A 19,884-nucleotide genomic window follows, 5' to 3' on the forward strand; every position below is an offset into this window, starting at 1 on the left:
CTTATCAATACGGTTTTGGTTTTGTAAAGGATTCCTGCGATTCTATTGCTTCATTCATATCAATTACACCAGAACTGATTTTTAGTTTTATAGAAAGTCCTTGGGTTTCTCTTGGCTTGGTGTTACGGTCAATATCAATAACAAAACCAATAGGTTCTGCTGTTCCAATACGTTCAAAAATGGCTTTTGATTTTTTTTCATCAAAGAATATATCCGTTTCCATGCGTACATCGTTTACATCGTGCCAGACAATATTTATTTTTCTTGGAATGGCACGTTTTTTAATAGGCATTGAATTGCCATTTAAACTCAAGAAAATAGATTCCGCTTCACCATTAATGTATTTTAGCCTAATAGTCTCTACTTTATCTTCTGCTTTGATTAGCGGCATTATATGATATTCTCTAAAAAGGGTTTCCCAATAACCAAATGGTATTGTACCATTAGCAATTTGGTCTAGTATTTCTTGTGGTAATTCTTTGATATTAGCATCAATTACTCTATCAAATCCTGCTTTAGTTTTCATTATTTCATGTGCAATTCCCCATTCGACATTTTTATCTTCATGTGCTTGGTAACGTCCTACAATTGTCATATTTGATTGGCTAAAAACATATAAAACGACCATCCCTCCAGGAAATAAACCGGTGTTTATTGCAAAGTTTCGATCATTTGCTATTCCTTTTTTTTTTGTTTCAGGGTCCCAATAAGGCCTGTCACTACCGTTGATCATTAAACTTTCAATTTTTTCAGAATCGAGCTCAAAAACTCCAGAATAACTTTTTTTCTCGGTAAAAGATAACCAGGTAATATCTAAAAATTTAGGTGCTATTTCAGTTGCCCACTCAGTTGGAGAGCCATCATTATCACCTAAATTATTACTATTTATAACAAGATCGAATGGCATATATACATAGCCACTTTGCAATGTTTTGCCGACGATTAAATGTCCAGAAAATATTTCTGCAGGGTAATTTCTTGGAGTGCAGACTGAAGCTGTCCACGAATATTTCTTTTGTTTCTTATTGTTTTGACAGGAGAATAATGAAAGTGCCATAAATAGTATTGTTGTAATTTTCATATTATTTGCCATTTTTTTATAATCCCATTTTTCAATTCTAAGTAATAAAAAAATCTCGCTCATGCATGCTCTTTTGTTTTGAAACAACATTTCAATTTAGCAACATCAGGAGTAAGATATATTATGTGATTATATATAAATAATTCTACTTCTAATAGATTGATCTGCAATAAAAACTAGAAATCATAATAAACTTTATTCATACCTCCAAAATACCATGTTTGTAAAATATTTCTATCAATAAAATCATCTAAATAATTTACAAACATGTCGTAACCTGGGTCTTTACTGGCATATTGTATACTAGTGTTGTAATTATTAATCATAAATAATGTCGGACGTTTTTCAGAACTTAAGTTACCCTCTAAAATTATATTTAAAGGAACATTAAGACTATCATAATATTTCAAAATTTTTTCTTTACTTGTAAAATCAGCTGTTTTTTTATGATAATTACTTACAGTATCTACTATTATACTTTTATATGAAAGAATATCATTTCTAAAGAAATAAGTTATAACCCTACTGTCTAAATCATTTTTGAAATAATCCCAATTTCTCTTTTCCTGTAGTGAATCTAATTTAAAAATTCCTCTTAACTGAGTAGGACCTACTTCTCCTTCTTTGTTTTTTTCAGGCTTTACGTTTGAACACATATCATATTTCACCAAATCCTTTATAATGTAATCACCTTTATCCCAATCATAAATAGTGTCTGTATAAGAATACCTATAAAACCCATTATCTACTAATTCTTTTTGTGTTACTGGGATATTTAAATAGTGATTGATTCTGTCTTTTTTTGCACATGATATGATAGTAAATATCAAAATTATAATACTTGCTGTTTTCATTTATTATTACATTTTATTCTATAAATTCATAAGACGAATCTTCTTTGTAAAAATTCCATACTAACATATCTTCATTTCCTCTTTTTTTAGTTTTGTAATATGTTATCATTTCTTTTCTCTCTGTTAAATAAAAATAAGACTCGAAATTATTAATTATAAATCTTACTCTCAATCCAATACTATCATTGTGATTTCGTAATCTTTCAAGAGGCATTTTTTTGTATGAAATTTTTAAGCTGTCATAATATTTTTTTATATCAATTTGTGTTTTGAAAGAATCTTTTGTCTTAGTATCACTACAAATAGGATTCATTATGCTTTTAAATTCTAAAGAATTATTTCTAAAAAAATAGGTTATAATTTTATTCCTATTCTCAATTTTGCAACTATCATTAAATATAGGTAAAGGTCCTTTTGGAATGCCATTAATTTTTTTTGGTTTAATATTTGAAAAAACTTCGACTCTTACAGTATCATAATGTGACGGATTTGTTGGTTCATAATCATGAATATCTTTTTCAGGTGATTCTCCTTCCAGATATGTCATAGAATATTTGTAGAACCCATTATCTAATAATTCTTTTTGCGTGACAGTATTGTTTAAATAATGATTAATTGTGTCTTTTTTTGTACATGATATTATTGTTAAAACAATAAAAACTAACAGAATATATAATTTATGCATTACTTTATTTTTTTTCTACAATTGGCACAATACCTTTCAGAATATTTTCTTCTCTTTGTTCTTGTTTACCTATTTTTTGTTGATAAAATTCTCCATCTTGACCTTGATATAAACCATAATCTTGATGATATGATTTTCTTCCTATTTGATATATATCATACATTGGATAAGCTAAATCCAATGTTTTAAATTCAGATTCTAGACCAAGAAAAAAACAAAATATTCCAATTACTTCTTTGGTTAATACAAAGGCACCAGCTGCTTCGGAGACAGGAATAAAACCTATAATTCCTCCAAATATCGAAAGACGAGTTAAGATTTTTTCTATTTCAGATTTATCTTTTGAGATCATTATTCTTGTGTAGTTCTGATCAAGTTTTCTATTAACTATAGTAGCTTCTTTTATATAGTTTTGAAATGTACCTAATTTAAATTCGGAGCCATCTCTAAATTTAACTCTTCCTTCATTTATTATAAGGTTATGCAATGTCGAACCATCTATTGCACTTTTCTTTTTTCTTCTTACTTCATAATTTTTATCTAATTCTTCAAATCCAGACTTACTTCCTATTGTTTTATAATAAGTAACTACACAATCTCCTCCAATTATGTCTCCAGTATTACTGATATAAATGTTTAAGGCACTTGCATATATATTCTTATCTTGTTGATACGGATATCCATCAAATTTTTCATCATTGTAACCGGAATAGATTTTTAATGATGTTAAAATTGTTACACAATGTTGTAAATTATTTATTTGCATAGCTGCACTTTGGGTGTAGTAAGCCCATTTTAATGCTACTCTTTGATGTTTTTTCCAAGGTTCAGATATTCTTGTTGGTTCGTAATCTCCAAAACTAATTGATGTTCCCATTTATTATAATTTTATTTGCGCTGTTTATTTCTAAATCTCCGTAAGTTGCTTCAAGTGTTATCGTTTCTGCTGTTTTTTCTATTTCTTTTGCTATAACCACATTTTTCTTGTTTACTTCTACAATGCTGTTTTTTGCTCGTTTTATAATTGCCATATTATTAAAATTTTAATTAAAAAAGCTGCCTTCCTGACTATTACCACGAATTATTTGTGATGCTTTGAGTGTGATATCTCCCTGAGTTGAATTTATTTTTATTTGCTCTGCCATTTCAATCTGCTCTCCCGCTTGCAACATACTTTTTTCTGTAACATGCAGGATTCGCTGATCACCTCGCTCTGATAAAGTTCCTTCTGTGTTTATCTCTACATTATTCCTACCAGAAAGGATAATATTATTCTCCGCTTCAACTGTAAAATTCTTCTCTGCTTCGACTGTAAAATTCTTTCCTGCCTTAATCGTAATATCTTCTCCGGCTTCAAATTCTATGTTTTTGGGAGCTTTAAATCGAATGTTGCCATCACCACAGAGCACTGCTATGGTTTGTCCTTTTTGGCTTTCAATGGTGATATCGCCCGTTTCATCATTTAAAAGGAGCTTGTTACCACTTCTCGTCGCCAGTACTTTGAGATCGTTGTTGGGCGTGCTGAAACCACTTATTTCTTTTTTATTACTCATGGTTCCTATTACAAAAGGAAGCTCGGCATTGTCACCCTGAAAGTCTACTAAAACAGTATCGCCAATTTCGGGGAGGATATGAGAACCTCTGCCATTGCCTCCGTAGTTTTGAAGCATCGGAATATAAGGTGTTGTTTTATTTTTACTTTCCTGCCAAGGCATTTGTACCTGTACAGCACTATGTCCGTTCGGATCTGCATTGGCCGTTACAATAGCAGTTTGACTTTTGCATATAGTAATTAAATCAGGATTGGTTTGGGGTGAAAATACAGAACCGTTGAAGTTTACTGCTGTAAAATTGTTTTCATAACATCCTTCGTCTTCGCACAGGTGTGTAATGCTGGTTACAAAATAAGAACTTTCGAGCTGTACATCTACACCTGTTATGCGTACACTATTGCCCAATGTAATTCCGGGAACTTCGCTTTTAGCCGTTACTATCATTAGATTGGCTAAAACAGAACGCATTTTATTTTTGGTGTATTCTTCGAGCGTTGTTTTTCCGCGTGCACCAATAGGATTCTGATTGAGCTGCATTTCTGTAGTCTGGCTGAAAACAGTATTGGACTTATTGATGAAGTTCTGCTGAAAACCATCACATTCGTTGCGGTAATTTATCGTTTGATCTTTCCAATAATCTCCCAGACGATTATCATTTTCGATTACCTGAAACTGAGCAGGCAACACTTTCATTTCATAACTGAACTCCTGCATGTTGGTGGCATAAACTAACTTTGGTTCTCCTCCTGCGGAACCCGGCATACCAAAAACCATCGTACGCCCGTTGTCATAAAACCAATGTCCGTTTCGTTTGGCAAGATTGTTTAGAAAATCGAATGTACTTTGGTTGTATTGTACGGTGTACGGCAACTGATATTTGTAGAACGGAAAAATATTCAGATCTATATCATAACCTTCTTTTACTTCTGTGACGATATCAATTAATGTTTTATCCGTAAAAGAGTTGCATTTCAAGCCGTCATCGAGTAGTATAGAACAGCTGTGCCCTGAAATGAAAAGCGTTTCTTCCAGATCCTGATGACGGGATTTTTGGGTTTTGACTTTGGTAACAATTCCCGAGAAATGCAGGATATAATCACTGCGGTGTGTAAATACCATCAGATCGTCTACTCCTTCGATGGGTTTGATCTCGATGTTAATTTTTTCGCCATACAATCGTTGAGATAGTGGCATGACACTTTTGAATTCAGAGACTAACAAGTCTTGTCTCACTTCTACCGAAAAGGTATTGTGAGCATGAATGTCCTGAACAATTTTTAAGTTGCTGAAATTGGAAATGGTGATGTCACCAATTTTAATAATGGAGTTGGTTTGTAAAGCCACGGCGTATAATGATTTAAAGTTTTTGTTACTAACATATATTCAAACTTTAAGTCAATAATTGAGTGGTATTCAAAAAGCAGATATAATACTATTTTTGGTTTTAGATTACATTTGTTTGCTGCAAACGTACTACAATTTGTTTTATTTGAGAGAAAAATATTTCAGTTTAACAAAAGCAAAAAGATTTCTCATATCATTTTAACAGGAACGAAACAATAATGATAATAAATGCATATTCAATTGTAGTATTTTATTATAAAATTCTCATTTTCGGTTAGAGGATTTTCTTAAAGAAGCTTAATTCTATTAAAAAATTAATATATATTGGAAAAAATATTTAATTAGGTACTAATAGCGGATAATTAAATGGGAATCTATCTATATTTTTGCATCAAATTCAAAAGAAGGATTTGAAAAACAAGTTTAAATAAATACCTAATTATATGTCTGATTTTTTAAAACAATTCGGAGAAGATCTTAAAAAAAATGTACCTGGTTTCATCGCAGTTTCTGTAGCTGAAATTAAAAGTGGAATGTCTTATTATTCAGAATCTGCATTAGCTGATTTTGATCCTGAATTAGCATCTGCATTTAATCTTGAAGTTATTAAAGCAAAAATGAATGCCATTAAAGCATTAAACTTAATAGGTCAGGAAATTGATAACGTAATGATTACGTTAACATCTCAAATTCACATTATCGATGTTTCTGAGAACGGAGAATACTTTATTTACTTAGCGGTAGATGCTACAAAAGCAAATTTAGGAATGACAAAATCAATCTTAAATAAATACAAGAAAGAAATTGTTGGAAAATTGTAATAATACTTTAGTAATTAATTGGAAAGAGAGGATATTCTGAAAAGGATATTCTCTTTTTTTTTAATGAAACTTTCGTAATCGGGATTGACTATTACTTTATATTTGTACTCAAAATATAAAGGTAGTGTCGCATATATGGAATTACGTGAGTTTTTCGAAAAATATCCCGATGAAGCAACTTGCATTGAAGACTTCAAAAACAAGCGTCTTAAAAATGGTTTGTTGTGCAAAAAATGCGGACATGACGAACATTCTTTCCGGAAAATTGACTTAAAATTTCAATGTAAAAGGTGTCAGAACAGAATAAGTCTGCGCTCCGGAACAGTAATGGAAAATTCCAATTTACCTGTGAAATACTGGATGATTTGTATCGAAATCATGACCTTATCCAGAAAAAAAATCTCAGTACTTAAACTTCAATATTTGTTAGGTCATAAACGTTATGAACCTATTTGGCTGATGGTGCAGAAAATTAAACTGGTCATGCGCAAAAGAGATGAAAAATACACACTAAGAGCGTATTCAGAATTTGATTCAGAATTTTTAAAAGAATTAGACGGCCTTATACTCCCAAAAAAAGATAAAAAAAATACGAATGAGATGGTTTAAAACAGCAATCTCGTTTTTTTATTTTCCAATTGTTTTCATTATTAGTCTGCAACGAAAAATCAGATTGTTTTTTATTCATATTATTTATACTGTTTGACGTTTAGTTGAAGAGTATTTTCTTTTATTTCATCATTTTTCAGGCTAAATTAAATTTTTGTTACGAAATCTTTAAAAATGCATTTCATCGGTTAAAATGAACATTTTATCGATTATTTGTTTGTTTTTATAAAAGATTAATACATATATTCGTGGTAAATTTAAATCATTAAAGTAGTACTATACTGATCAATATTTATTATTGTTTTTTGAATGTATCTTATAGTCAATTTGATTATAAGTTAGTAGATGAAGAGTTTGAAAATGTGTGGGGGGTACATCTGAATCGTTTGAAGAAATGAGTATATCTAATGATTTAAAATGAGATTAAACCCCAAATCATTTAATATATGAAAACACTTTTATTACAAGTTGTCCTTTTTCTTTGCAGTTATGCTGCAATAGGACAGAAAACGCTCTTTATACCCACGGAATGGAGCAATCCCAACAACGAATTTTATAATAGAATCTCAGATTCCAGAAAGTACGAGTCTACAAACTTTGTATTGTATTGGGGAGATAAAGTAGGAACGAATCCTGCTGCTTACGCTGATGCTTCGTTACGATTTACCCCGAAATCAGTAGCAGATACATTAGAAACTAGTTTTAAGCGTATGGTAACAGATTTAAAATTTGTGAGCAACGCGCCAACAACCAATGTTGGAAAGTACAAAATGATTATCATGGTCATGAATACCTGGAATGCCACAGACGATAGGTTGCTGGCTTTTGCACATGCCAGCTCATTTAGTAACACGATTGGTGCTATGTTTGTGCATCCGGAAGCAACCCGAGATGGTGGTGCTTTGTCTCATGAATTTGCGCATGCTTTGCAAATGATGATGCGCATTCAGGAAAATCCGGGTAACGGAACTGCATTTGCAGGATACGATTGGGCCGGACCATTTTTTGAAGGTCATGCTAATTTTATGCGCGGACAAGTATATCCACACTTGGCTGAAATCGACGGAACATTGACCCGATGGATACAAACCAGACATTTTATGTGGTCTTCTAACCGTCATCATTATACCAATTTTCACTTGATGTATTATGTGCAGGAAAAAGATGGTTTTGATTTTACCAGACGTATGTGGGCTGAATCTAAAAATCAGGAACATCCTTTAGAAACGATCAAACGATTAAAAGGTTTTTCTCAGGAACAGCTTAACGATTATCTGTGGGGATATGCACAAAGACAACCTGCATTTGATTATCCAATTCAATGGAATTCTCAAGTTAATACTACTAGTAATTTTGGTAAAAAAATTAGAGATACGTATAAGCTTATTCAAAGCAGAATGCCCCGCTATACAAGCAGACAATATACATTGCTGACGAAAGTTACCGGAACGACAGATCAATATTACACGAATAACGACTGGGCTCCGCAAGATTACGGAATGAATATTATTCCGTTGTATCCAACTTGTTCGGGAACAGAGAAAAAAGTAACAATTAAGTTCAAAGGACATACAGAAGTAAATACAGCTCAGGCAGGATGGCGTTATGGTTTTGTAACGACAAAGGCAGACGGAACAGTATCTCGTTACAGCCCAATGTACAATACAGATGGTGAAGCTTCTTTTGCACTTAATTCTGCTACTGAAACAGGAATTTTTCTGGTAGTTTTCGCTGCTCCAAAAGTTCATATTAATTACAATATGGATGTTGGTTATCCAAAACAAAGAAGATATCCTTATGAAGTAAAAATTGCGAATGCTAATCCGGAAGGATTTCAGGCAGCAGCAGATTTTAGAAAAGTGCTTAAAACAAACGGACGTATTCACACCAATGGAGGTGGATGGATTTCAAGTAATGCCAACGTAGCATCATCTGTTTATGTAGGACCTTATGCTATTGTACGTGGCGGAACTATTTCTGGAAATGCCCGTATCGAAGGTACAGCAATGGTAGAAGGTGGTAATATTAGCGGAAATGCGATAGTAAGAGACAATGCTTGTGTTTACAATGCGACATTATCAAATAATGCAATAGTAGAAGGAAATGGCTGGATGGAAGGCGGTTCGGTAACAGGAAGTGCTAACATCAAAGGTAATGCGATGTTGTTTGCAGGAAGTTTTGGCAATTCAGTTGTAGTAGGAGGTGATGCAGAAATAGGAAGCTGTTCTACATCTGGCGTATACTTGCAATTTCCATATTGGAGAAATGGCAGATCAGAATGCGACGGTAAAGGTGCAAATGATGCTTCGAATGTGGATATCAATGCAACATTTACAACTTTTTCACCAGCAACAATGGCTTTTAGTACAACACCAACCTGTACTACTACAGTAAATACACTTGGTTCAGATTCATCTATTTTAGATGATGAGGATTTTAGTGTAAATGTTTTTCCTAATCCAACAGCGGGTAATCTGACGATTTCATTTATGCAGACAGAGCGTGAAAAAGTTACAATTTCATTGTACAATATCAACGGACGCAAAATAGATGTAGTTACAGATAAAACGTATGAAACAGGTCGCGCAGAAGTACCATACAATAGCAGTAAATTGCTTCCGGGCGTTTATTTGTTACGTATTCAAACAGGAAAAAGTGTAGTGAATAAGTCATTTATCAAACAATAATTTGATTTTTTTTTGAATAGATTTTTTTTTTAGTTTTAGCCCTGTCAGTCTTTAGACTTGATGGGGCTTTTTTTTTTTAAGTGTAAAATGTGTAAAATGTGAAATGTGGACTGTGAAATATGAATTGTAAAAAGCCGAAAGTAAAAATCTAAAGTCAGAAATTAAAAGCTTATAGCTTAAAACTTAATGCCTAAAGCATCTACAAGGTTTTTTTCATTTTAATAATTTCCAAAAAAGTACCATCTTCTAAAGGAGCATTGACTTGTTCTGTAGCATGATAACCCATAGCAATGTAAAGCGGTTGACCGGGAAGGGTAGAACCCAATTCGAATGATTTAAAACCAGCTTGTATTGCTGTTTCTTCACAAAGCGTAATCATCATTTTTCCTATTCCTTGTCGTGACCAGTCCGGATGTACAAAAAATGCACGAATTCTTGCCGAATCAACGTTTGGATCTAATAATGGATCAGCTTCTTCCTTAAACTGATCGCCGCCATAAAGCGTATTGCGTTTGCTCCATCCTCCACAAGCGACAATGGTGCTGCCACTTTCGATAACATAATACGTACCGTCTGCTATAAGCTGGGTATCAATACCAAAAATATATTTGATAGAACTTTCAATCTGTTCTTCGGTATAATAACCAATGCTCAAACCACGAACGGAAGCAGCAATAAGTTGTTGTAAAGTTTCGACATCGTTTAATGTAGCAAGACGACTTGTAAAAGGCATAGTAATCAATTAGAGTAAAACAAAGTGTTATCCAAATATACTAATTTTCAGACAATGCAATGCTTAATTGTAAAAACCTTTTGTAACTATAACTTCAGTTCTGTATACAGAAAACTGTTTTTTATGCCGATAATTTAATAGTCGATTCTATTTTTGATGTAGTCAGTGAAACAGTCAGCGGATCTAAACTACCAGAGAAAAAAGTATCCAGTAATTCCTGAAAAATAGGATTTGCGTTTTCTACCTGAGCAAAAAGGCTCATAGAAGAACGTAGTTTTCTAGCTCCTAAATCGCCCAAAATTGCTTCTGCTGATTTTCTTTTATAGGTTAGTAATAGTGCACATATTTCCACAAGATGTTTAGATAAAATTGGGTGCTGAAGAAATTCTCTTGCCTCATTTAAATCAGCAATACCATAGTAATCAGCGATTCCGCTTTTTCCAAGCCCTTTTAACTGAGGAAAGATAAACCACATCCAGTGTGTTTCTGTTTTTCCTTTTTTAATTTCTGAAAAAGCAGTAAGATAAAGTTTATTTTGTGCATCTAAAAAACGGGTAATATCATTATTTGCGTAAGCCATCTGATTAAAAATTTAAAAAAGTTTATACGTGGTTTTGGTTCTTCTTGCTTTCAATTCAATTCAAAATCTATCCCTAAAAAAGTTAGTCAAAACTACTTCTGATTGCGTTTTAAAAATTATATAATTTTCATGCTTTGTTATATAATTTTTAGCTTCTTCGTTATTTGACTATAAAAGGACTTATTGTAAAATAGTATCCAGTAATTCGACTAATTCAGTAAAACTGTTTGGCTTAGATAAAAAATGAGCTGTGTTTATGTCTTTTGTCATTTCCTTCAGTCGGTTAGCTGAATGTGACGAATAAATAACAACTTTTATTTTGCTTAGATTTGGTTGTTTTGCAATTTCCTGACAAAATTCTATTCCGCTTAAATAAGGCATTTGCATATCAAGAAAGATGTAATCAGGTATATCACTCGCTGCTTTCAAATTTTGTAATGCTTCAAGTGAATTATTCGAAATCGTAATTTCAATTTCTTTGTCCAGTGTTTTAATAGCTTCAACGAATATTTCGGTATCATCCGGGTCGTCATCTATTAATAAAATATTCTTCTTTTTCATTTTTTAAAATTATTGCACGGAAGAGGCATAAGAGTTATATAATTTTAGAGTGGTGTTATATAATTACCCCTTTTTTTAATTTTAGATTTCTGATTTTAGATTTTAAGATTGTTGGATTTTAAGATTGTTGGATTTTTAGATTTTTAAATTGAAGGATTTTAAGATTTTTAAATTGAAGGATTTTAAGATTGAAGGATTGAAGGATTGTTGGATTGGGCGAAAATTTACGATTAAACAGTTCAACAATTACACGCTTCAACAATTAAACAGTTTAACGATTACACGGTTCAACAACTAACCGATTAAACAATTTTTAAAAAATATTTTTCAAAACTATACTAGTTTTATAGAATTTATGTATATTTGCATCAGCAGAACACAAATTCTGCTTAACTTATCCAGAAAGACTGAGGGAATAGGCCCGATGATGTCTTAGCAACCTGTTGCCAAATAAGGTGCTAAATCCTTCCCGCTTTGCGGGACAGATAAGAAGATATTTCCGTGGAAATTCTGAATAAGCTACAATACATTTTTAACCATTTAATTATTAAAATGAAAATAGAGCTATTCCGTTTACATGCCAATTTAAGATTACCTAACTTTTATTTTAGCGATCAGAAACAATTAGATTTTCGAATGCACAGCATTTGGAGTTTTTAATCGTAATCCCATCTTATAACATTTTTTAAGACCATTTTATAAAAGGTCACGGAATTTCAATGTTCAATTTTAAAAATCAAAATAATAAATTTAAACGATGCAACAAATGAAAAAAATAGTAGTAATTCTGGCATTATGCCTTGGTATAACAGGAGTTCAGGCGCAAAAAGAAGATAATATACAACTTAACGGAACGGTTACAGATACAGTAGCGCAATATGTATATCTTCAGAAATTTTATAATAAAATGTTTAAAACTGTCGATTCAGTTAAGGTCGTAGACGGGAAATTTAGTTTTAAAACAAAAGTGGCACTTCCGGAATTGTATGGTTTAAGTGTTAACACCAAAAATAGTCCATTGTATATTTTTCTGGACAAAGCGCCTGTTTCTGTTAAATTGAGTCCGCTAAAATATTACAGTGGTTCTGTGGTAGAAGGTTCAGTACAACAGGATTTGTTTAATAGTTATAGAAAAAATCATGATGTAGAAATCAGTACTTTCATAAAAGAGAATCCTTCTTCGTTAGTTTCTGCTTATGTATTGTATAGAAATTGGTCGTACAGATTAAGTCCGGAACAAATAACAGCAAATATTGCATTGTTAGATAAAAGTTTATTAAATACCACTTACGTGAAAGAATTAAAGGAACTGGTAAAAGTACTAAACGGATTAGCTGTTGGAAAAAAAGCTCCGGATTTTACAGCTTTAACACCTGAGGGAAAACCGGCGCGTCTCTCAGACAATCTTAAAGGATATACGCTTATTGATTTCTGGGCATCATGGTGTGGTCCTTGCCGAAAAGAAAATCCAAATATTGTAGCGGCATATCAGGCTTATCATGATAAAGGATTCAATATTATTGGAGTTTCTTTAGACAAGAAAAAAGAAAATTGGATTAAAGGAATCAATGATGACAAACTAAATTGGTTACACGTTTCTGATTTGGCTTTTTGGAACAGTGAAATTGCTAAACTATATGGTGTAAGAGCGATTCCGTCTAATTATCTGGTAGACTCCAAAGGTATAATTGTAGCTAAAAATCTTCATGAGGAAGAGTTACAAACTACACTTAAATCGCTTTTAGATACTAAATTATAAACCGATAAGTTGCTAATAAATATTTGAGTTCTTTAAAGAATTCAATTAAAATTATAAATAAAAAAATGATAAAGGAAATGAATGCTATTGAGAACAGTACACTACCAAGTCAGTTAGAAGATTATTTTTGTAAATTCAGAGAAAATACAATTGGTGTAAAACATATTTTTGAATCAGTTAATGGAAAACAAACGCTTTTATATGCGGATTGGGTTGCCAGCGGAAGATTATATCGTCCGATTGAGGAGATTATGCTCAATAAAATAGGACCAATGATTGCAAATACGCATTCATTTTCCAGTCAAACAGGAAAAGCATCAACGTATGCTTATCAGCATGCCAGACAAGTTATAAAAGATCATGTAAACGCAAATGCATCAGATTGTCTGGTTACAACAGGAACCGGAATGACAGCAGCCTTGTCTAAGCTACAACGTATTATGGGATTGCGTACCGAAGGCAAAATCAAATGGCAAAATCCAAATGATAAACCGGTCGTTTTTATAACCCACATGGAGCATCATTCGAATCAGGTTCCGTGGTACGAAATCAATGCTGATGTTGTGGTATTGCCGGCAGATGAAAATAATCTGGTAGATCCTAAAAAGCTTTCAGAACTCATAAAAAAATATGCTGACCGAAAACTAAAAATTGGTTCGTTTACAGCAGCTTCCAATGTTACGGGAATTATCACACCATATTATGAACTGGCAAAAATCATGCATCAAAACAATGGATTTTGCTTTGTAGATTTTGCAGCCTCTGCACCTTACGTTACAATCGATTTGCATCCAAAAGATCCACAAGAGCAATTAGATGCTGTTTTCTTTTCGCCTCATAAATTTTTGGGCGGACCCGGAACTTGTGGTGTGCTGGTTTTTAACGAAGTATTGTACAAAGCTGCAATTCCTGATAATCCGGGAGGAGGAAATGTAAAATGGACTAATCCGTGGGGAAAATACCAATACAGTGATAATATCGAAGTAAAAGAGGATGGAGGAACGCCGGGCTTTTTGCAGGTAATAAGAGCCGCTCTGGCCATTCAGCTAAAAGACCAAATGGGAACCAAAAACATTGCCAATCGAGAAAAAGAACTGCTGGATCTTTGTTATGCTGAATTTCAAAAAATTCCTGGATTAGTTATTTTAGGGGATACTAAAACAGATCGAATAGGCTGTGTTTCTTTTATTATCGAAGACATTCATTACAATTTGATTGTTAGACTTTTAAATGATCGTTATGGTATTCAGGTTCGTGGCGGATGGTCGTGTGCGAGTACGTATGCCCATTATTTATTTGACATTGATGAAACGAAATCAATTACAAACGAGTTACTTGAAAAAAATCAAAACAATAAACCGGGATGGGTACGCTTATCATTACATCCTATAACCACTAATGCCGAACTTTTGTTGATAATTGATGCCTTGAAGGAAATTGTTTTAAATTATAAAGAATGGCAAAAAGAATATCAATATAATGCTACTACAAACGAATTCGAAAATCGTCATAAAGAAGAAAATATTCTGGAAGAAGTACAGCAATGGTTTGAATTACAATAGTTTGTTGAAGTTTTGTAATAAGAACAGCTAATAGTATAAAGTTTTAATATAAGTTGTGACTAATTTTAAGTTATTGTAAATCAGTATTATATTCTGATTTCAAGATTTAATAATTCACAATATAAAACTTTAGTTATGGTAAATACTATTATATATGATGATTCAAAAAAGTTCATCACAAAAGCTTATGGAGCTTCAGGAGGTTTTTTAGGAGGTAAAATTCTAGAACCTATGCAAATTGAAAGATACAAACCTAAAGCAGATGAGGTTTTAATTGAAATTTTGTATTGCGGTGTTTGTCATTCAGATATTCATCAGGTTAATAACGATTGGAAAAACACAATTTACCCTTGTGTTCCAGGACACGAGATTATTGGAAAGATAATTGAAGCAGGAACAGAAGTTTCTGCTTTTCACATAGATGAAATTGTTGGTGTAGGCTGTATGATCGATTCCTGTCAAAATTGTAAGCCTTGCATGAATGGCGAGGAGCAATTCTGTCTTGGCCCGGTTGCTCAAACCATGACTTATAATGGTTATTTTAAGCCCGATGGTTCCGGTTACAATACTTTCGGAGGTTTTTCTACTCATATTGTGGTCAAAGATTCTTTTGTCCTACGCATTCCTAAAACATTACGATACGCTGCAGCTGCACCTATTTTGTGTGCTGGAGTAACTACGTATTCACCTTTAAAACATTGGGGAATTAAATCTGGAGATTCTGTTGGAATAATTGGTGTTGGCGGTTTGGGGCATATGGGAATTATGATCGCAAAAGCAATGGGAGCAAGAGTTACTGCGATAACAACTAATGAAGATAAACGTCAGGCAGCACATGAATTAGGTGCCGATGAAATTTTATTATCGGAAGATAAAGAAGCAATGACAGCCAAAGAAAATAGTTTGACTTTTTGCTTTGTACTATTCCTGAAAGTTTTGATATTACCCCTTATATCTGCTTGCTCGCTCCAAGAGCTACTATCGTTACCGTAGGTTTACTTGGACCTTATAAATCGCCAACCAACAATATGGAAGTCGCAAAATTTGGCCGTTCTGTGGCTGGTTCTTTAATTGGAGGAGTGGCAGAAACGCAGGAGACTTTAGATTTTTGTGCCGAGCATCATATACTTCCTCATGTAGAAATGATCAATATTGAAGATATAAACAAAGCCTTTGAGAAAATTAAAAAAGATGAGGTTCGATTTCGATATGTTATTGACATGAAGTCCCTGCAATAATTTTTTATAAATAGTTATTTTATAATATAATGACAAGATGATATAAAATAATTATTGCACTTCCTCTCTAATTTTGAGTCTCTTAAGTTTAACGAAAACATTCCTCAATATGATACATAAAATAGAAACAGCAGAAAATATAGTAGCTTTCAGAGCACTTGGTCAGGTAACGACAGATGATTTTAAAATGGTTGTTTTACCAGAATTGGAAGGTTTGTCTAAAGGAATAAATGGAATTAATTTTTTGTTTGCCCTGGACACCGATTCTCAAGACCTTACAAATAATTCCTGGTTGCAGGATTCTCTAACGGGTTTAAAGCAATTTGCAAACTGGAAAAGATTTGCCATCGTTTCAGATGATGAAGTTAGCATAAGTAACGGCTTTACTTTTAATGAAAGTGGAGAATTTCGCGGGTTTAAAAAACAAGCTTTCAATAAAGCTCTAAAATGGGTTGAAGGAAGTACCAACAATGTTTAAATAAGTAAGTCATGAGAGCAATTTGGACAGGATCTATAAGTTTTGGACTAATCAATATTCCCATAAAAATAATGTCCGCAGTGCAGGAAAGTAGTCTGGATATGGATATGCTCGATCAAAAAGATCATGCTAATATTAAATTTATACGTGTAAACGAAAAAACAGGCAAGGAAGTACCTTATGCCAATATCGTTAAAGGGTATAAAGTAGATGAAAAATATGTGGTTCTTGATGACGAAGATTTTGAAGTAGCAGATGCAGCGAAGACAAAAACAATTGATATACAGAGTTTTGCTTTCGAAAAAGAAATCAATAGTATTTATTATGAGCAGCCGTACTATTTAGAACCCGACAAAGGTGCTATGAATGCTTATGCATTGCTTAGAGATTCACTGGAAGCTTCTGGTAAAGTAGGCGTAACAAGTTTTGTTTTGCGAAACAAAGAAAGTCTGGCTATTTTGAAACCGTATAAAAATGTTATTCTTTTAAACAGAATTCGTTTTGAGCAGGAAATCAGAACAACTGACGAGCTAAAGCTTCCGGCAGTTTCAAAAAAAGCAACCAAAGAAATGGATATGGCGAATAAACTAATTGATCAGCTTACTGAAAAATTTGATATTAGTTCGTACAAAGATGAATATACAGCTAAACTTTTAAAGATTATAAAAAACAAAGCCAAAGGAAAGAAACAAGCTCCACCAAAATTAAAAGTGGTTCACAAACAAAGTGATGATTTGATGGCGATGCTCAAAGCGAGTCTGGAAAAGAAAAAATCATCTTAGTGATTTTCCCTATTTTCCAGCCTTTGTAAAATCTTTTTAATATTAGCTCCCTTTTTTAAAACGGGTTGCCATAAATCGCCCTTTTTCTCAAAACGTTTCATAACATTGTTGATAGTAAATTGTGACGGATGCAGTTTTTTAGTTACTTCATTCCATTCTAGTGGAGTTGACACAGTGGCTCCGGGTACAGGTCTTACAGAATAAGGCGCGGCGAGAGTTTGTCCGCGTCTGTTTTGCAGATAATCAATATAGATTTTATTATTTCGTTTTTTAATACTTCTTTCTAGAGAGGTAATTTCGGGTATTCTGGCATGTATTTCCTGAGCCAGTAATTCACTGAAAATTTTAATAGAATCATAATCGTATTTAGCGCCAAGCGGAATATAAACATGTAAACCAGTAGCTCCGGACGTTTTACAATAACAATCTGTTTCCCATTCGTCAAGAACTTCTTTTACAGTCAAAGCGGTTCTAATCACTTCTTCAAAATTGTCTTTGGCAGGATCAATGTCAATTACCAGCCAATCCGGATTTTCGATATGTTTTATAGTCGAATTCCAAGGATTGATATCGATACAACCTAAATTAGCCATGTATAGTAACGTTTGTTTATCGTTGCAAATCAGGTAATTTAAATATTCTTCATTCGATTCAGAATATACTTTTTTCGTTTTTAACCAAGTCGGAATTTTATCAATTGCAACATCTTTCTGGTAAAAACTCGAACCATCAATACCATTAGGAAAACGATTCATAGATTGTGGGCGATCCTTAAGATAAGGTAAAATCAGTGCTGAGACTTCCGCATAATATTGTACGATATCGCCTTTGGTGATGCCGTCTTTAGGGAAATAAATTTTATTTTGATTTGTAAGATGAACGGTGGTTTTACCAATCTTTACATCATAATCATTTTCTTCATTTTTTTCTCCTTTTTTATTTTCTTTTATATCTTCTTTTTCCATTTCAACAGTTTTATTTCTTTGCTTATTTGTAGTCGAAGGCATAAAAACTTCATTGAATTTTTTATCAGTTCGTATGCCAAGAAAAACGGGATGTCTTAAATGTTTATCATTTGTCCATTCTGAAAATTTAACCTGGCAAACAAACTTTGGCTTTACCCATTGAATTGTGTCGCGCAAACCTGTATTTTCAGTAAGCGGGCTGTTTTCTGTAAAATGAGGTTTTAAAGTGTTATACAAATCTTTTAAAGTTTCATCTGTAAAACCCGTTCCGCATTTGCCAATAAACTTTAAACTCTTGCCGTAATATTGTGCAAGTAAAACGGCTCCAAAATAACTTCGTGATTTTTTAGGCGCTGTAATTCCAATTATAATAGCTTCTTCTTGCTGAATTATTTTTATTTTTAGCCAGTCATTACTTCTTTTTCCAATAACATAGTTGCTGCTTATTTTTTTTGCAATAATCCCTTCACTTTTATTTTTTAAAGCGTTCTCATAAAGTTGAAGACCATTTTTTACATGTTCAGAATAAATAATATTAGAAAGTTTATACTTTTCAAGTAATAAGCGCAGTAATTCTTTTCGTTCCGGTAATATTAAATTTGTAGTCAGGTTTCCATCTAAATTAAGCAAATCAAAAACATAATATTTTAGTTTTCCTTCACCGGTTTTAAGATAATTTTGAAGCAACTGAAAATTAGCATTTCCATTATCATCTTCAATAACAATTTCACCATCAAGTACAGCAGTGTGTTCTATTTTTTTTAGCTCTTTTACAATAGCCTCAAAATTGTTTGTAAAGGGAAGTTTATTTCGGCTCCATAATTTTGTATCGTCTTCATTGAGAACCGCAATAGCACGATAACCGTCGTATTTGTTTTCAAAAACCCATTCAGGATCTTCAAATGGTTCTGTTATCGTAGCGGCAAGCATTGGTTTTATAAAAACTGCTTTTTCCAATTCCGCTGTTTCTTTCTCCGCAACTTTTTTAGTTTTAGAAGTTGATGTTTTAGCCGAATCCTTTATCATCGCTTCTAAGGTAGTTTTAGAAATAACCGACTTATTTTTTTTCAATATATCTATGTCAGAGGAGAAACCATCCTTTTTTTTAATTAATAACCAGGCATTTTCCTGTTTTCCTTTCAGTTTAATTAATGAAAATTCTCCTTTGAGTTTTTCTCCTTTTAAAATAAAACTTAAATGCCCTTTTTTTAACTGCTCGTTCAATGTTTTTGTTGGAGTATCAGTTACATCTTCAGGAGCATAAGTTCCGTTGTCCCATACAATTACGTTTCCGGCACCATAATTTCCTTCCGGTATAGATCCTTCAAAATCTTTGTAACTGTAAGGATGATCTTCGACCATCATGGCCAGTCGTTTTATTTCAGGATCCATTGATGGTCCTTTGGGTATAGCCCAGCTTTTAAGAACGCCGTTTAACTCTAATCGAAAATCATAATGCAGATGTGAGGCAGCATGTTTTTGAACTACAAACTGCAATTCATTTTCTGATTTAGCAATTTTACCCTTAGGCTCCTTTGTCTGCTTAAAATCTCGTTTTTGATTGTATTTGGATAGTGACATACCTATTTTTT

General features: G+C 32.9%; 18 protein-coding genes, 1 pseudogene and 1 riboswitch. Of the genes and pseudogenes, 9 read left to right on the forward strand and 10 right to left on the reverse strand.

The genetic code is table 11. The features are described 5' to 3' along the window. Window positions 1-4 precede the first annotated feature (4 nt). The 6 genes from B0A66_RS17105 to B0A66_RS17125 all read right to left on the reverse strand — a co-directional run bounded on the left by B0A66_RS17105 (window position 5) and on the right by B0A66_RS17125 (window position 5,517). Complete coding sequence (locus B0A66_RS17105) at window positions 5-1,144, reverse strand: DUF2931 family protein (RefSeq protein WP_165766635.1); 1,140 nt, start codon at window positions 1,142-1,144, stop codon at window positions 5-7. 113 nt (window positions 1,145-1,257) lie between these two features. Then, window positions 1,258-1,935, reverse strand: a complete 678-nt coding sequence (locus B0A66_RS17110) for a hypothetical protein (protein WP_089051078.1) — start codon at window positions 1,933-1,935, stop codon at window positions 1,258-1,260. A gap of 13 nt (window positions 1,936-1,948) precedes the next feature. Then, a complete protein-coding gene (locus B0A66_RS17115) occupies window positions 1,949-2,620 on the reverse strand; it encodes a hypothetical protein (protein WP_089051079.1) in 672 nt (223 codons plus the stop codon). Between the two features lie 4 nt (window positions 2,621-2,624). Further along, window positions 2,625-3,497 carry a hypothetical protein gene (locus tag B0A66_RS17120; protein ID WP_089051080.1) on the reverse strand — a complete coding sequence of 291 codons (873 nt, stop codon included), beginning with the start codon at window positions 3,495-3,497 and terminating at the stop codon, window positions 2,625-2,627. Beyond that, window positions 3,481-3,651: a hypothetical protein gene (locus B0A66_RS22940; RefSeq protein ID WP_165766636.1), complete on the reverse strand. Its 171-nt coding sequence runs from the start codon at window positions 3,649-3,651 to the stop codon at window positions 3,481-3,483. The genes B0A66_RS17120 and B0A66_RS22940 overlap by 17 nt, the downstream gene beginning before the upstream one ends. Before the next feature lie 12 nt (window positions 3,652-3,663). Next, complete coding sequence (locus B0A66_RS17125) at window positions 3,664-5,517, reverse strand: type VI secretion system Vgr family protein (protein ID WP_089051081.1); 1,854 nt, start codon at window positions 5,515-5,517, stop codon at window positions 3,664-3,666. Between the two features lie 443 nt (window positions 5,518-5,960). On the opposite strand from B0A66_RS17125, the gene B0A66_RS17130 reads away from it, so the two are divergent. From B0A66_RS17130 to B0A66_RS17140, 3 genes and pseudogenes are all read left to right on the forward strand, one after another. Further along, on the forward strand, window positions 5,961-6,338 hold the full coding sequence (locus B0A66_RS17130; protein ID WP_089051082.1) for a hypothetical protein: 378 nt from the start codon (window positions 5,961-5,963) through the stop codon (window positions 6,336-6,338). Between the two features lie 135 nt (window positions 6,339-6,473). Then, window positions 6,474-6,938, forward strand: a pseudogene (locus B0A66_RS17135) (transposase); the annotation flags it as partial. Window positions 6,939-7,393: 455 nt separating this feature from the next. Continuing rightward, the gene (locus tag B0A66_RS17140; RefSeq protein WP_089051084.1) at window positions 7,394-9,634 is read left to right on the forward strand and encodes a DUF6055 domain-containing protein; all 2,241 of its coding nucleotides are present in this window, start codon (window positions 7,394-7,396) and stop codon (window positions 9,632-9,634) included. 199 nt (window positions 9,635-9,833) lie between these two features. Here B0A66_RS17140 and B0A66_RS17145 read toward each other — a convergent pair whose 3' ends face one another. The 3 genes from B0A66_RS17145 to B0A66_RS17155 all read right to left on the reverse strand — a co-directional run bounded on the left by B0A66_RS17145 (window position 9,834) and on the right by B0A66_RS17155 (window position 11,508). Beyond that, window positions 9,834-10,367: a GNAT family N-acetyltransferase gene (locus B0A66_RS17145; RefSeq protein ID WP_089051085.1), complete on the reverse strand. Its 534-nt coding sequence runs from the start codon at window positions 10,365-10,367 to the stop codon at window positions 9,834-9,836. Window positions 10,368-10,488: 121 nt separating this feature from the next. After that, complete coding sequence (locus B0A66_RS17150; RefSeq protein WP_089051086.1) at window positions 10,489-10,947, reverse strand: DUF1810 domain-containing protein; 459 nt, start codon at window positions 10,945-10,947, stop codon at window positions 10,489-10,491. 180 nt (window positions 10,948-11,127) lie between these two features. Continuing rightward, entirely contained in the window at window positions 11,128-11,508 is a 381-nt protein-coding gene (locus tag B0A66_RS17155) for a response regulator (protein ID WP_089051087.1), read from the reverse strand. Window positions 11,509-11,899: 391 nt separating this feature from the next. Further along, a riboswitch (SAM riboswitch) is annotated at window positions 11,900-12,000 on the forward strand. A 274-nt stretch (window positions 12,001-12,274) separates the two neighbouring features. On the opposite strand from B0A66_RS17155, the gene B0A66_RS17160 reads away from it, so the two are divergent. The 6 genes from B0A66_RS17160 (at window position 12,275) to ku (ending at window position 17,327) form a co-directional block, all read left to right on the forward strand. Beyond that, window positions 12,275-13,267 carry a TlpA disulfide reductase family protein gene (locus B0A66_RS17160; protein ID WP_089051107.1) on the forward strand — a complete coding sequence of 331 codons (993 nt, stop codon included), beginning with the start codon at window positions 12,275-12,277 and terminating at the stop codon, window positions 13,265-13,267. Between the two features lie 65 nt (window positions 13,268-13,332). After that, window positions 13,333-14,829, forward strand: a complete 1,497-nt coding sequence (locus tag B0A66_RS17165; protein ID WP_089051088.1) for an aminotransferase class V-fold PLP-dependent enzyme — start codon at window positions 13,333-13,335, stop codon at window positions 14,827-14,829. Between the two features lie 135 nt (window positions 14,830-14,964). After that, complete coding sequence (locus B0A66_RS17170) at window positions 14,965-15,822, forward strand: NAD(P)-dependent alcohol dehydrogenase (protein ID WP_317044366.1); 858 nt, start codon at window positions 14,965-14,967, stop codon at window positions 15,820-15,822. Beyond that, window positions 15,789-16,067 carry an MDR/zinc-dependent alcohol dehydrogenase-like family protein gene (locus B0A66_RS23225; RefSeq protein ID WP_317044367.1) on the forward strand — a complete coding sequence of 93 codons (279 nt, stop codon included), beginning with the start codon at window positions 15,789-15,791 and terminating at the stop codon, window positions 16,065-16,067. Before B0A66_RS17170 ends, B0A66_RS23225 begins: the two co-directional genes overlap by 34 nt. A gap of 109 nt (window positions 16,068-16,176) precedes the next feature. Beyond that, entirely contained in the window at window positions 16,177-16,545 is a 369-nt protein-coding gene (locus B0A66_RS17175; RefSeq protein WP_089051089.1) for an STAS/SEC14 domain-containing protein, read from the forward strand. 11 nt (window positions 16,546-16,556) lie between these two features. Next, a complete protein-coding gene (ku, locus tag B0A66_RS17180) occupies window positions 16,557-17,327 on the forward strand; it encodes a non-homologous end joining protein Ku (protein WP_089051090.1) in 771 nt (256 codons plus the stop codon). Here ku and ligD read toward each other — a convergent pair. Beyond that, window positions 17,324-19,873 carry a DNA ligase D gene (gene ligD / locus B0A66_RS17185; RefSeq protein WP_089051091.1) on the reverse strand — a complete coding sequence of 850 codons (2,550 nt, stop codon included), beginning with the start codon at window positions 19,871-19,873 and terminating at the stop codon, window positions 17,324-17,326. The genes ku and ligD overlap by 4 nt on opposite strands. Window positions 19,874-19,884 lie beyond the last annotated feature (11 nt).

Source organism: Flavobacterium hercynium (genome assembly GCF_002217285.1).
GTDB lineage: Bacteria > Bacteroidota > Bacteroidia > Flavobacteriales > Flavobacteriaceae > Flavobacterium > Flavobacterium hercynium.